This is a genomic window from Ruegeria sp. HKCCD7559 (genome assembly GCF_013110575.1).
In the GTDB taxonomy this organism is placed as follows: Bacteria; Pseudomonadota; Alphaproteobacteria; order Rhodobacterales; family Rhodobacteraceae; genus Ruegeria.
The window spans coordinates 124,787-139,149 of the sequence record NZ_WVQU01000007.1; the positions used below are offsets into that span (position 1 = coordinate 124,787).

Below are 14,363 nucleotides of genomic sequence, written 5' to 3' on the forward strand. Positions count from 1 at the left end.
TTTGGGTGGTCGTCATGCCTAAGCGGTCGCGGCTCTTGTTTGCGCTGGCCGGAGCACTCTACCTGACGGCGCTGGCACGGGATGGTGTTGACCGCTGGGTCGATGCCACAACCCTGCCTTCCGTTATGGCTGAAACTTCGGTCGAGATGCGGGACCGGAATGGCGACCTTCTGCGGGCGTTTCCAGTTGAGGATGGCATCTGGAGGCTGCAGCCCGGCGCAGTTGACCCGGATTTCATCGCTATGCTGATCCGGTACGAGGATAAACGGTTCTGGACCCACGCCGGAGTGGACCTCATCGCGATGCTGCGGGCTGCCGGGCAAAGCCTGTGGAACGGGCGTAACGTGTCGGGCGGGTCCACTCTGACCATGCAGGTGGCGCGGTTGATCGAAGATGGTCCAACCGGGCGCTGGAGCGGGAAATTTCGCCAGATCAGAGTCGCATTGGCGTTGGAGCGGCGTCTGAGCAAACAGCAAATCCTGAACCTTTATCTGACCCATGCCCCCTATGGTGGCAATCTGGAAGGGCTCCGCGCCGGCGCCCGCGCGTGGTTTGGAAAGGACGCCACCCGGCTGACGCCCGCGCAAAGCGCCCTGTTGGTTGCGTTACCGCAATCCCCCGAGGCCCGGCGCCCGGATCGCAAGCCCGAGGCTGCCCGGCAAGCCCGCGACCGGGTTCTGAACAGGCTGGTGCGCCACACCGTCCTGACCGATGCCGAAGCGCGCGCGGCCATGACCGAACCCCTTCCGGATCGGATGAATCCGTTTCCGCGTCTTGCACCCCATCTGACTGACCGCGTGAGGCGGCAAGCACCCGCAATCCAGGCCTTCGATCTGACACTGTATGCCGGATTGCAGGCCCGGCTGGAAACCTTGGTGGCACAGACCGCCAACCGCGTCGGACCACGCGTTTCCGGGGCTCTGATCGTGGCCGACCATCGCAGCGGCGAGGTTCTGGCATCGGTCGGATCTGCCGGGTACCAAGATGCCCGTCAGGGGTTCGTGGATATGACCCGGGCCGTACGGTCACCCGGATCGACCCTGAAACCTCTGGTCTACGGGCTGGCCTTCGATCAGGGGCTGGCCCACCCCGAGACCCTGATCAGCGACAGCCCCGTGATGTTTGGCCGATACGCACCGCGCAATTTCGACGGCGCCTTCCGTGGCGATGTCCGGGTGCGGGACGCCCTACAGCTGTCGCTGAACATCCCCGTCGTGCGCCTGACGAATGAGCTGGGCCCCGCTCGGTTGATGACGGCTTTGCGGTTGGCCGGGTCAGAGCCACGTCTGAATGGCGCAACACCCGGATTGGCGATTTCTTTGGGTGGCGTGGGGGTGAGCCTGCACGATCTGGTGCAGGTTTACGCCACTCTGGCAGCTGGCGGCACGGGCCCGATCCTGCATCATGACGTTCTGGCAGACGCCCAGCGCACCCGGCGCGTTCTGTCGGAAACCTCGGCCTGGCAGGTTTCGGACATTCTGGCCGGGCTTGCGCCACCGGCAGGCGGTGCAACAGGGTCGCTGGCCTACAAGACCGGCACGTCTTATGGCCACCGCGATGCCTGGGCCATCGGCTTTGACGGGCAGCACGTCATAGGGGTCTGGCTGGGCCGCGCCGATGGAACGCCTGTTCCCGGTGCATTCGGGGGCGACCTTGCCGCACCCCTGTTGGCCGAGGCTTTCAACCTGTTGAAACCCGATCTAACGCCCCTGCGCCCACCGCCACCTTCGACCTTGCTTGTCGGCGCGGCCCAATTGCCTCAGCCGTTGCAGCGATTTCGCCCCCGCACGACAGCTTTCAAGGATGATCCCGCGGCACCGGACCTGCTGTTCCCGCCCGATAACGCTGTATTAGAGACGTCAGGGGCACCTCTGACGGTCAAACTGCGTGGCGGCGTCGGGCCGTTTTCCGTACTGGCAGATGGCGTGCCGGTGCTGACCGGGCAGCGGCGACGAGAGTTCGAAATCCCAAATTTGGGGACCGGCTTCACCTCACTTGTCGTGGTGGATGCGCAAGGTCAATCCGACAGGGCGTCAATCAGGATCGATTAGCGCCGCCCCTCGCGCAGCCAACCGCCCAACAGGAAACCTCCTGCCAACAGCAAAACCAGCCAAGGCGGCAGCAGACCCGCCTGGGTAACATCCCGTGTCTCGTAGGCATCGCGCGGGGTCAGACCGATCCAGCCCCGACCAGCCGCCGGGCGCCCGGCGCGCACGTTGCGGATCGACGGCAATCCATCTTCCACCCGGATCACGCCGCCCCGCATGCCGGTCAGAACCGGTTCAAGAACATCCCCCGTAGCGATGGTGCGTTCAAACTCCTTCGGCGCGGCGGGGCCAAGCCCGATCACGGCCATGTGGTCACCTTCCTGCAAACGGTAAAGACCAATCTCGGGCCCATAGTATTGCGCTTCGAACCGCCCCGGAGAGACCTCCTGCAAGGTGATTTCCAGCATTTCGCCGTTCGGGCGCGTCACAGTCACCGGACCCACATCATCCCCAAGCGTCTGTCGAATGATGCGCATGGACTGGCCGTTGGCTTCGGCCCACAGCGCCTCTTCCTCGAGTTCGGGTTCCTTCATCATCCAATGGGCCAGCCTGCGCAAAAGTTCCAGTTGCGGACCGCCACCTTCAAAGCCACGGCTCCACAGCCAGGCATGGTCCGATGCCAGCATCGCAACACGCCCTTCGCCCACTCGGTCCAGAACCAGCAGGGGGCGTTCGTCAATGCCCGTCATCAGAACCTCGCCCGAGCGATGGTTCACATCGATCTGGCGCAACCAGGCCCCCCAATCCTCGGAATCGCCAAGATTTGTTGTCACCGGATGGCGCTGACCCAACGCGCTGACCTTTGGAACAAAGCGTTCCTCGAAGACACGCGCGGAAGGTTGCGCTGGCAGGATGGGCGCCAGCGGCGACCGAAAAATGCTGTCAGCTCCGGCGAAATCCGGACCGGCGGCAATCAGAACGGCGCCGCCGTCATTGATATAACTGGTGACGTTGTCCAGATAGATTGCAGGCAGGATGCCGCGCCGCTTGTAACGGTCGAATATGATCAGATCGAAATCGTTGATCTTTTCCAGAAACAACTCGCGGGTCGGGAAGGCGATCAAAGACAATTCGTCCACCGGCACGCCATCTTGCTTCTCGGGCGGGCGCAGGATGGTGAAATGCACCAGATCGACCGAGCTGTCGGATTTCAGCAGGTTGCGCCATGTGCGCCCGCCCGGATGCGGCTCGCCCGAGACCAGCAGAACGCGCAGGCGATCCCGAACGCCGTTCATCTGGATCAGCGCGGTGTTGTTGCGGTCGGTCAACTCGCCTTCGGCCAGGGGCACGGAAAACTGGATCACGTTGCGCCCGCCATGAGGCAGGGTGACAGGCAGTTCGACATCCCGACCGATTGGAATACTCAGCTGCTGAGGCTCACCACCATCCACGGAAATCTCCAGCGGCGCTGTCGCGGCACCCGCGGGGGCTGCTCCGCTGTCTTCAACGCGCAGGGTCAAAGTCACCGATTCACCGATGATGGCAAAGGCAGGCGCATTTCGGACGATAAGCCGGCGATCCCAGTCGTCCGCACGCCCGGATTGCAGCAGATGCATCGGCGCTGGCAATTCCGGGGCCTGATCGGCATCGTGCACGATCCCGTCCGATACCACCAGAATGCCTGCGATGCGCGCACGCGGCTCTTCGGCCAGGGCCTCATTCAGGGCGGCCATGACCTGCGTGCCCTCATCCCCGTCACCGTCGCCGATCCGAATGCGGCGCAGTTCCGTATTGTCGCGCGCCTCAATCTCGGCGGCCAGATCTTCGGCGGCCTGCGCCGTTTGTTCGACCCGGTCCGAAAGTGTCTGGCTGGCGCTTTCATCCTCGATCATCAAAACGATATCCGTCAGCGGCGCGCGGTCCTCGACTTGATAGACCGGACCGGACAGTGCCGCGATGACAACCAGGGCCGCCAATCCCCGCAGGGCCCAGCCCGACAAGCCGCGCCACAAGGCCAGAGCTACTCCGACAGCGGCAATCGCCCCCACAGCAGCCAAAAGCGGCCACGGGATCAGCGGGTCGAATATGACGGTTCCGGTCATTGTCCCAACCTGTCCAAAAGGGCGGGCACGTGGACCTGATCGGATTTGTAATTCCCGGTCAGCACGTGCATCACCAGATTGACGCCAAAACGATTGGCCAGTTCGCGTTGCCGTTCCCCGGCATACCCACGACCGACAGGCAAAAGGGCCTGGCCGTTGCGATCCACGGCCCAGGCCCCGGCCCAGTCATTGCCGCCGATAACCACCGGTGTCACGTTGTCATTGAGGTTGCGGAATGGCATCCCTTCGATCTGTTCTGCATCCCCGGGTGCAGCTTCGACCCAGACTTCTGCGCCGGAATAGCGGCCCGGGAAATCCTGGAGCAAATAGAATGTTCTGGTCAGGACGTGATCGCGGGGAATCGGCTCTAATGCAGGGATATTCAGCGGTCCGGCCAGTTGCTGCAACTTGCGGCCATTCGGACTGGATGCGCCGAAACCGGCAATATCTGCATCGCGCGTATCAAACAGGATCATCCCACCCGAACGCAAATAGGCGTTCAGTTTGATATACGCCTCGGCCGAAGGTTGCGGCTGGTTCGGCGTGATGGGCCAATAGAGAAGCGGAAAGAATGCCAGCTCGTCTCGTTCCAGATCAACGCCGATTGGGTCCGCCGGTTCGACAGAGGTGCGAAAGAACAGGGTTTGCGCCAAGCCCCGCAATCCGGCCTCGGCAATATCGTCCACCTGCGTCTCACCGGTCAGCACATGCGCCAGCACAAGCTCGTGCGTTGCAGCGAGGGCAAATTCGGTATCTTCGGGCGTCTGCGCCTGTGCGTCCGGCACCAGCAGAAAAGCGGCCAGCGCGGCAGCCGCCGTTCGCGCCAGGCCCAGCCTGCCCGACAAGGCCAGCGAGGCAATCACGTCAACCGTCAGCAAGATCAGCGCGAGGCTGAGCAACAGGCCACCAAGCGGGGTTTCCGTGCTGACCTCCTGCCCTTTGATCGGCACATTGGCGGGCCAGGTCACCGGGCGCAGCTCGGTTTCTTCCGAAACCACGTTCAATGCCAGCTTCTGCTTTCCGCTTTCATAGAGACCCGGACGCAAATCTGGCCCGATCCGGCCCGAGATCAGCTGAACGCCATCCACACCGGCCAGGGTTCCGGCATCTGACAAGGCGCCAAACCCGTCCATGATCTGAACCGGCTCCCACGTGGTGCCTTGCAGTTGCGATTCTTGCCGCGACTTGGCTGCCGAAGCCACGGCCAAACGATCCAGCATCTCGACGAACAAACCCGACAACGGCAGGCTGGACCATTCGGCATCCGCAGTGACGTGAAACAGCACCACCTGCCCAAGCCCCAAAGCCTTGCGTGTTACCAACGGAGTCCCGTCAGACAGCGAAGCAATCACGCGATCCGCCAAGTTAGGGTCTGGTTGCGCCATGACTTGGGTCGAAACAACCACGTCCTTTGGGATATCCAGGCCGAAAAACGGAGAGCTTTCGGAGAATGGAGCCAGCGTCTTGGCTTCGCCCCAGCTCATCGCACCGCCGACGGATCGTCCACCGCTGCGCAGCCGCGCCGGCAACAGGGTGTCTTCGGTATCCCTGCCGAGATCGCTGGCCGCCATGCGCGGACCGGCAAAACGCAGCAGAAGCCCGCCCTGTTCGACCCATTCGATCAAAGCGGCCTCTTCCGGCTCCGACATCTGCGCCACGTCCGACAGGACGATCACATCCGGGTTGGCGGGCAGAACCTCAAGCAGGCCGCCATCGACAAAATCCGCGGTCGGGACCAGAACCTGCGTCAGGTAATGGAGGGGTGACAACAGCTCCAGCCCTTCACGGTTGCGGGTTCCGGCAATCAGCGCAACCTCGCGCCGGCGCAGACTGTCATCGGTCAAAGTCACGGCCCCGGCGGACCTTTGGCCCTGAATTTCAAACCGCGTGATACGGGCGCGCAATTCCGACGGCAGCGCCAGATCGGCCTGCGCCGAGGTTTCGCCGGCCTCCAGGGTCAGCTCAACGGAATGCAGCACCCGGGCCGTGCCCGCCGGATCACGGCCTTGCGCCAATACCGTCACGCGGTCTTCCGGTCCGGGGCCCGCGCGCTGAACGGTCAATTGGATCAGCCCGTCCTGATAGGCCGCAGGCCGGATCGCCACGGGCCGGGAGGCCGCCTGATAGACCGTCACATCTCCGCGCGCCTGAAGGCTGGACACCAGTTCAGCGTGGTCTGCATAATCCAGCCTGTCACTGAACCAATGGGTATCAAATCCGCCGTCAACGGCGTTCAACGCGGCAATGATCTGAGCAATCTGATCCGCATTCGGCTGCCAGGGGTTCGGGGTCAGCCCCGGCAAACGCCCACGCCACGCTTCCGCAGCCTGAAATACCGGTGTTTCCGGCTCTGTCAGGCGCAAAATCGCAACCGTTCGGCCCGCGCGCCCGGCCTCCGACAGTTGCGTGTCGATTTGGTCAAGTGTCGCCGGCCAGCGCGCGGCTCCGGCCCAACTGGCGTCCAGCACCAGCAGCAGCGGCCCGGTTCCGGTTTCATCCCGTGACGGGTTCAGAACCGGCCCTGCCAGCCCGATGATGATCGCAGCCGCCGCCAGCATCCGCAGCAGCAGCAGCCACCATGGGGTGCGGTCGGATACGCTTTCGTCGTCCTTAAGGCCCAACAGCAGCGTGACCGCCGGGAACAAGCGGCGGATCGGTGCGGGCGGAACCGCGCGCAGGATCAGCCACAGGATCGGCAGAGTCAGAAGACCCAGCAACACCCATGGCGCGGTAAAGCCGATGCCCGCCAGAACCGTCATCGCGTGCCCCCATCCAAGGCCCGATAAAGCCATAACAGAGCCGCTTGTGCGCTGTCACCCGTGTGGTGCAGGCCCAGTTGCCAGCCCGTCGCTCGGCACAGTTGCCTCAACGCGTCCTTGCGGTGCGCCAGGCGTTCCAGATAACGGTCCCGCAGCTCGGCGGCCTTGAGCGTTTCGTGTCGGACGGACCCTCCGACGCTTTCGAAAATGGTGCGCCCGCGATAGGGAAACGACTCTTCACCCGGATCCAGCACTTGCAGAACCACGCCGCGCACGCCGCGGTCGGCGGCTTTGGTCAGGGCAAGTTCAACCTCATCCATGGGGCCCAGAAAATCCGAGATGAACACGGCGCGGGCATGAGGGATCATGGCGCGGTGTTCGGGTGGGGCGTAATCCGCTTGATCATCCTCGGACCAGGCCTGCGCCAGCCGAATGATCTGCGCATTGCCGCGCCGGGGCGGCAAGGTGGTGCCGGTCAGACCTACGCGTTCACCGCCGCGCACCAGAAGGATGGATGTCGCCAGCCCCAACAGCCGCGCGCGATCCGCTTTGGTCGGCAGGGTCTTGTCGGACGCAAACCGCATCGAAGCCCCCTGATCGACCCACAGCATCACGGATTGCGCGATCTGCCATTCCCGTTCACGTACGAACTGCTGATCCCCCCGCGCCGAGCGGCGGTGATCGATCATGCGACGGCTGTCGCCGACCTGTGCCGGGCGGTATTGCCAGAAATCATCCCCCATCCCGGACCGCCGTCGACCGTGGTCGCCCAGAAGAACGGTTCCGGCCAAGTGCTCAGCCCGCGCCAAGAGGGGCGGTAGCCGCGATGCCTCGGCTTCGGATCTTTCGCGAAGGGTCAGCTCGGCATTCACGCCGCGGCCTCGGTCCGGATCAGCCCGGCAGCGGTCGAATCAATCAGCTCTGCAAGGCTGTCACCACGCGCCCTTGCCGCAAAGTTGAGCGCCATCCGGTGGCTGAGCACCGGGCGCGCCATATCCAGAACATCCTCGGCATTGGGTGCCAGGCGCCCCTGCAACATGGCCCGCGCGCGCACCGTCATCATCAGCGCCTGCGCGGCACGGGGGCCCGGACCCCAGGCCACGGTTTCGGCAACCCGTTCGGACACACCGGGTTCTTCGGGGCGGAACGCCCGCACCAGATCAAGGATCAGTTCAACGACGGATTCTCCGACCGGCATCCGGCGCAACAAGACCTGCGCGGCCAGCAACTCTTCCTTGCTGAAAATCTGATGCGCCTCTTCCTCTTCAACCCCGGTCGTAGCCAGCAGAATATCCCGCTCGGTCTGACGGTCGGGGTATTCGACGTCAATCTGCACCAGGAACCGGTCAAGCTGGGCTTCGGGCAGCGGATAAGTGCCTTCCTGCTCGATCGGGTTTTGCGTCGCCAGCACGTGGAACGGCGTACCCAATGAACGATCTTCACCTGCCACGGTAACGGTGCGTTCCTGCATCGCCTGCAACAGCGCCGATTGTGTCCGCGGGCTTGCCCGGTTGATTTCATCCGCCATCAACAGTTGACAGAAGATCGGGCCGGGAATGAACCGGAAATGGCGGCTGCCATCGTCGGCAGTGTCCAGAACCTCGGATCCAAGAATATCGGCGGGCATCAGATCGGGCGTGAACTGAATGCGGCTGCCATGCAGGCCCATCACCGTCGACAGAGTCTCGACCAGGCGTGTCTTGCCCAAACCCGGCAGACCGATCAACAGGGCATGGCCGCCGCACAAAAGTGCGGTCAGCGTCAGGTCCACGACCCTCTCCTGCCCGATGAAGCGGCGGGTGATCGAGGCCTTGGCCTCTTGCAGCTTGTTTTCCAGCGCTTCGATCTCGGCTACGAGGTCGGCAGGTTCGGTCATGACTTTCCCTTCCGTGGACTATTATGATTGAAGTGTATCGCGCTGAGAGGAAATGGCAAAAGCAATGAGCGGACAAAAACCTGTGAAACCGTCGCCAGATGGTCTGGCGGCATCGGTCAAGGCGGCCAAAACCAACGGTTTACCGCCCGTTCACCTCTGGAATCCTCCGTTTTGCGGCGATCTGGACATCAAGATCGCAAAAGATGGCACATGGAGTTATTTAGGCTCACCCATCAACCGTTTCGAGCTTGTGAAGCTTTTTTCCTCAATTCTTAAGAAGGAAGACGGCAAATACTTCCTCGTCACCCCGGTCGAGAAGGTGGGAATCACTGTAGAAGACGCGCCGTTTGTCGCTGTGGATTTCGACCGGGACGGGGATGGAAAGGACCAGTCCTTGACCTTCACAACCCATGTTGGCGACCGGGCCTTGGCCGGAGCTGATCATCCGATCCGAATTGTAATCGACCCTGAAACAGATGAACCCTCACCCTACATATTGATCCGCGACAACCTTGAAGCTCGGATAGACCGCAAAAGCTTTTACCGCCTCGTCGAGATCGGAACGCACCATGACGGCTGGTTCGGTGTTTGGTCAGGCGGGCAGTTCTTTGGCCTGATCCCTTCAGCCGACCTGAGCTGACCGCGGCGCGCGATCCTGTGCCAGCACGACAGCCATTGCAACAATGCCCGCACCAAGTGCCCGGGTCCAGTTCCACTCGTCCCCCAGCATCAGCATGATCAGCATCACGTAGAACGGGGCAACATTGATGTGAAAAGAGGCCAGCGCCACGCCCAGCTTGCCGACGGAGGTGATGAATAATACCTGGCTGAGACCCATGGAGATAAGCGCATAGATCATCAGCATGCCCGCCTGCTGCGTGTCGAACGCAGTTGCAGGCATCACGTCCAGACCAAACTGCGCCGATCCGAAAACCAGCAGCGATGCCATGGCCAGCCCTCCGACGAAGGTGATCGTGGTGCGCCCGGTCTGGCTCAGTTCGGCGAAATCACGGGCGGTTGCCATGCTGGCCCAGCAGAACAGCACCGTTGATCCAACCGCACAGGCCGCGCCCAGACCCAACTGGGCCGGGGCCAAGGCGCTGGTGGCGATCAATCCGCCGACAATCGACACAAGAACGCCCAGCGCAAAATTCCACTTCAGCCGGCGTGTGCCAGCAGCCAATTCAAGCAATGTGGCCACCAAAGGTGCGCAGGAGACGATGATTGCCACCGTCACCGGGTCGGTCAGCTTTTGCGCCAAGATCAACAGGAACATTCCCAACCCGATTCCAAGGCCGCCGACGGTCATTGCATGACCCCAGCGGGCTGAAACAACCCGGCGCGGCCCGTCCAGAATCACCCAGACCGGCACCATCACCAACACGGCCAGCGCCAGTCGCGCGGCCAACAGGGCGACGGGCGGCCATGTTTGCAACAGCACCTCGGCCGCCGGAAACCCGGCCGCCCATGTCAGCATCGAAGCCACGGCCAACCCGTTACCGGACAAGGCAGAATGCTGTCCCGTCGGCGCAGAAAGGCTGCTCCCGCGGACGGGGTCTGGGCTCATCGCCATCGTTTTCAAACCTTCCATTGGCACGGCGTCAGAAAATTGATTCGCCGCAATGCAGGAAGCGTTTCCGATTTCATCGGGTCGATCTGGTCGAATTTCGACAAACTGTCGTTTTCTGTCACTTTCACAGAAATCAACGCGCGGATAAGGTCGGGCCACCTGAAATCCATGGGCCGCCTATGCCAAAATTCGCCGCGAATATCTCTTTGCTCTTTGCCGAGCTTCCGTATCTGGACCGGTTTCAGGCAGCGGCAGACGCCGGGTTCCAGGCGGTCGAGATCCTGTTTCCCTACGAACTTGCGGCAAAGGAAACCCAACGTGCCTTGCTGGCCAACGGGCTCGAACTGGTTCTGATCAACGCCCCTCCGCCGAATTATACCGGTGGCGCACCGGGTTATGCCGCCATCCCCGGCGGTGCGTCCCGGTTTCAGTCTGATATCCGCCGCGTTCTGCGCTACGCTCAGGTGCTGCGGCCGGGCTTCATTCATATCATGTCCGGATACGCAGCCGGGACGGATGCGTTGGACTGCTTCGTGCAAAACTTACAGTGGGCCGCCGATTTCGCACCGCAGCAGACATTTACGATCGAACCCCTCAATCCGATGTCCCAACCCGGCTATTTTTTGAACGACTATGATCTGGCGACCGAGGTACTGGGCCGCGTGGATCGCCCGAATGTCGGTCTGCAATATGACAGTTTTCACGCACATGTGATCCACGGCGACGCGCTGGCCGTCTGGGAGCGTTTTCACCCCAGCGTTGTCCACGCCCAGATCGGGGCCGCCCCCGAACGTTCTGAACCGGGGCGCGGGCCTACGGATTTCACGCAGCTTTTCGCGGCAATGGATGATGCTGGTTACACCGGTTGGGTCAGCGCCGAATACGCGCCTTCTACCGCTCGAACGGATGCGACCTTGGCTTGGATGCGACGTTAACGCCGTTCATCGGGCTGGAATTAGCAGCCCGAAAGGCGCACATATCGGGCAAGCCGTTTTCAAGGATGACCGATATGATCCCTGCCCGCTTTGCCCATGCCATCTTTGGACTGATCATGTCAGGGCTGATGTCGTGCATTGTCACCGGGATCGCTACGGTCAAGGCAGTGGGGTTCCATCCTGAAACGCTGGGCGACTGGATGGCGTCCTGGGCCTTTTGCTGGCCCATCGCGTTCACGGTGATCCTGGTCCTGGGACCTTCGGTGAAACGTATGGTCGAAGGGTGGGTCAGGCCACAAGGCTGACTTGGGGGGCTGACCCGGCGCTAGTGCGCCTCGGCCCAGTTCGCACCCTGGCCGGCATCAACGCTCAGCTTCACATCCAGTTTCACCGCCGGGTCCGAGGCACCCTCCATCACCTCGCGCGCCACATCGATCAGCGGATCCACGGAATCCTCGGCGACTTCGAACAACAATTCGTCATGGACCTGCAACAACATCCTGGCGGGCAGCCCGTTGATCGCACCCGGCATCCGCACCATCGCGCGCCGGATCACATCCGCCGCCGTGCCCTGAATCGGCGCGTTGATCGCCGCCCGGCGCGAGAATCCTGCATGCGGCCCCTTGGCGTTGATCTCGGGCGTGTGGATCTTGCGCCCGAACAGGGTTTGGACATAGCCGTGCTCTTTGGCAAATGCCACCGTGTCATCCATATACTGTCGAATGCCCGGAAAGCGTTCGAAATAGCGGTCGATGAAACCCTGTGCCTCGGCCCGCGGTATGCGCAGGTTGCGCGCCAGGCCGAAGCCCGAGATGCCATAGATCACACCAAAGTTGATTGCCTTGGCCTGACGGCGGATGTCCGGCGTCATCTCGTCCAGCGGCACGTCGAACATTTCCGACGCGGTCATGGCGTGGATGTCCAGCCCGTCGGCAAAGGCCTGTTTCAGGGTCGGAATGTCGGCGATATGCGCCAGGATGCGCAGCTCGATCTGGCTGTAGTCGAGGCTGACCAGAACATTGCCGGGCTCGGCGACAAAGGCCTCGCGGATGCGGCGGCCCTCCTCGGTGCGCACGGGGATATTCTGCAAATTGGGGTCGGTCGAGGCCAAACGCCCCGTATTCGCCCCGGTGATGGCATAAGACGTGTGCACCCGGCCCGTGTCGGGGTTGATATGGGTCTGAAGCGCGTCGGTATAGGTCGATTTCAGCTTGGACAACTGGCGCCAATCCAGCACCCTGCGCGGCAGTTCATGCTCGGTCGCCAGATCTTCCAAAATATCGGCCCCGGTCGAGTACTTGCCGGTCTTCCCCTTCTTGCCACCTTCCAGGCCCATCTTGTCGAACAGGATCTCGCCCAACTGCGCGGGTGAGCCGACATTGAAATTCTCACCCGCCAACTCGTGGATTTCAGCCTCTAAACCGGCCATTTTCTGGGCAAAGGCGTTTGACATACGGCTCAGCACGTCGCGGTCAACCTTAATTCCATGCATCTCCATCTCGGCCAGAACCGGCACAAGTGGTCGTTCGAGCGTCTCGTAAACAGTCGTCACCTGCACCCGGTGCAGCTGCGGTTTGAACAGTTGCCACAAGCGCAGCGTTATATCCGCATCCTCGGCGGCATAGGCGGTGGCCTCGTCGATCGGCACCTTGTCGAAGGTGATCGCAGATTTGCCTGACCCCAGCAGCGGCTTTATCGGGATCGGCGTGTGGCTGAGATACCGTTCCGAGAGTGTATCCATGCCGTGCCCATGCTCGCCGCCATGCATGGCATAGGACATCAGCATCGTATCATCGATCGGGGCCACATCGATACCGTGACGCCGGAAAATCTTGGCATCGTATTTCATGTTCTGCCCGATTTTGATGATCGAGGGGTCCTCAAGCACCGGCTTCAGCAGCGTCAGCGCCTCATCCAAAGGCATTTGCCCTTCAGCCAGCGCGTCCGACCCGAACAGATCATCCGCCGCACCATCACGGTGGGTCAGCGGGATGTAACAGGCTTCGCCGGCCTCGACACACAGCGAAATTCCGACCAGATCGGCGATCATTTCATTCAGACCGGTGGTTTCAGTATCAACAGCGATCCAGCCTCGTTCATGGGCCTGATCGATCCACTTTTGCAAAGCCGCTGCATCACGGACACATTCATACTTTGCCGCGTCAAACGGGATCGTCTCGGCCTCAACTTCTTTGGCCGCAGGCGCCGGAGCGTCGGCGATGGCCGGTGCTTCGGCCCCCAGCTTGTCGGCGATCCGTTTGGTCAGTGTGCGGAACTCCATATCCGCCAGAAAACCCAGCAGGGTCTCTGCATCGGGCTCTTTCACTTCAAGGTCATCCAGCGTGAAATCCAGCGGCGTGTTCTCGTCCAGTTGCACCAGTTTCTTTGACAGTTCGATCTGATCGCGCTTTTCGATCAGGGTCTGCCGGCGCTTGGGCTGTTTGATTTCCTCGGCCCGGTCCAGCAGTGTTTCCAGATCACCGTATTCGTTGATCAACAGCGCGGCCGTCTTGACCCCGATTCCCGGAGCGCCCGGCACATTGTCAACGGAATCCCCGGCCAGCGCCTGAACATCCACTACGCGCTCAGGAGCAACTCCAAACTTCTCGATCACCCCGTCCCGGTCGATGCGCTTGTTCTTCATCGCATCCAGCATCTCGACGCCGTCACCGACCAACTGCATCAGATCCTTGTCGGAACTTACGATGGTCACGCGGCCCCCAGCCTCGCGCGCCTGCACGGTCAGGGTGGCGATGATGTCGTCGGCCTCATAGCCTTCGAGTTCCTTACAGGCGATATTGAACGCCTTTGTCGCCTCACGGGTCAGCGGAATTTGCGGGCGCAGGTCCTCGGGCATCGCTTCGCGGTTGGCCTTGTACAGGTCGTACAGATCATTCCGGAATGTGTGCGACCCCTTGTCGAAAATCACCGCCACATGGGTTGGCGCATCCGGCCCGGTGTTTCCTTCGACATATTTCTGAAGCATGTTACAGAACCCGGACACCGCCCCAATCGGCAGACCATCCGACTTGCGGGTTAGCGGAGGCAGCGCGTGATAGGCCCTGAAAATAAAGGCCGATCCGTCGATCAGATGCAGGTGACATCCTTTTCCGAAATTGCTCATGCGCGCGCT

Annotated in this window: 10 protein-coding genes; 4 read left to right on the forward strand and 6 right to left on the reverse strand. The window is 61.9% G+C overall.

Annotated elements, in window-relative coordinates:
* Positions 1-14: 14 nt before the first annotated feature.
* Positions 15-2,051: a penicillin-binding protein 1C gene (gene pbpC, locus GS605_RS16885; protein WP_171724727.1), complete on the forward strand. Its 2,037-nt coding sequence runs from the start codon at positions 15-17 to the stop codon at positions 2,049-2,051.
* Here pbpC and GS605_RS16890 read toward each other — a convergent pair.
* From GS605_RS16890 to GS605_RS16905, 4 genes are read right to left on the reverse strand one after another with little or no spacing between them, the layout of a single operon-like run.
* Positions 2,048-4,090, reverse strand: coding sequence for a hypothetical protein (locus tag GS605_RS16890; RefSeq protein ID WP_171724728.1), 2,043 nt, complete (start codon positions 4,088-4,090; stop codon positions 2,048-2,050). The two genes, pbpC and GS605_RS16890, sit on opposite strands and share 4 nt — an antisense overlap.
* Positions 4,087-6,849, reverse strand: coding sequence for a DUF4159 domain-containing protein (locus GS605_RS16895; RefSeq protein WP_171724783.1), 2,763 nt, complete (start codon positions 6,847-6,849; stop codon positions 4,087-4,089). Before GS605_RS16895 ends, GS605_RS16890 begins: the two co-directional genes overlap by 4 nt.
* The gene (locus tag GS605_RS16900; RefSeq protein ID WP_171637426.1) at positions 6,846-7,721 is read right to left on the reverse strand and encodes a DUF58 domain-containing protein; all 876 of its coding nucleotides are present in this window, start codon (positions 7,719-7,721) and stop codon (positions 6,846-6,848) included. Before GS605_RS16900 ends, GS605_RS16895 begins: the two co-directional genes overlap by 4 nt.
* On the reverse strand, positions 7,718-8,725 hold the full coding sequence (locus GS605_RS16905) for a MoxR family ATPase (protein WP_171724729.1): 1,008 nt from the start codon (positions 8,723-8,725) through the stop codon (positions 7,718-7,720). Before GS605_RS16905 ends, GS605_RS16900 begins: the two co-directional genes overlap by 4 nt.
* Positions 8,726-8,789: 64 nt before the next feature.
* Here GS605_RS16905 and GS605_RS16910 point away from each other — a divergent pair, with 64 nt between their 5' ends.
* Positions 8,790-9,365, forward strand: coding sequence for a DUF1285 domain-containing protein (locus tag GS605_RS16910; RefSeq protein ID WP_171233393.1), 576 nt, complete (start codon positions 8,790-8,792; stop codon positions 9,363-9,365).
* On the opposite strand, the gene GS605_RS16915 is transcribed toward GS605_RS16910, so the two are convergent.
* Positions 9,348-10,316, reverse strand: a complete 969-nt coding sequence (locus GS605_RS16915) for a DMT family transporter (RefSeq protein WP_171724730.1) — start codon at positions 10,314-10,316, stop codon at positions 9,348-9,350. The two genes, GS605_RS16910 and GS605_RS16915, sit on opposite strands and share 18 nt — an antisense overlap.
* Positions 10,317-10,474: 158 nt before the next feature.
* Between GS605_RS16915 and GS605_RS16920 the strand changes: the two genes are divergently transcribed.
* Together GS605_RS16920 and GS605_RS16925 are read left to right on the forward strand one after the other, a co-directional pair.
* Positions 10,475-11,230: a hydroxypyruvate isomerase family protein gene (locus GS605_RS16920; RefSeq protein ID WP_171724731.1), complete on the forward strand. Its 756-nt coding sequence runs from the start codon at positions 10,475-10,477 to the stop codon at positions 11,228-11,230.
* Between the two features lie 74 nt (positions 11,231-11,304).
* Positions 11,305-11,535: a DUF2798 domain-containing protein gene (locus GS605_RS16925; protein WP_171117031.1), complete on the forward strand. Its 231-nt coding sequence runs from the start codon at positions 11,305-11,307 to the stop codon at positions 11,533-11,535.
* Positions 11,536-11,555: 20 nt separating this feature from the next.
* On the opposite strand, the gene polA is transcribed toward GS605_RS16925, so the two are convergent.
* Positions 11,556-14,354 carry a DNA polymerase I gene (polA, locus tag GS605_RS16930; RefSeq protein WP_171724732.1) on the reverse strand — a complete coding sequence of 933 codons (2,799 nt, stop codon included), beginning with the start codon at positions 14,352-14,354 and terminating at the stop codon, positions 11,556-11,558.
* Positions 14,355-14,363 lie beyond the last annotated feature (9 nt).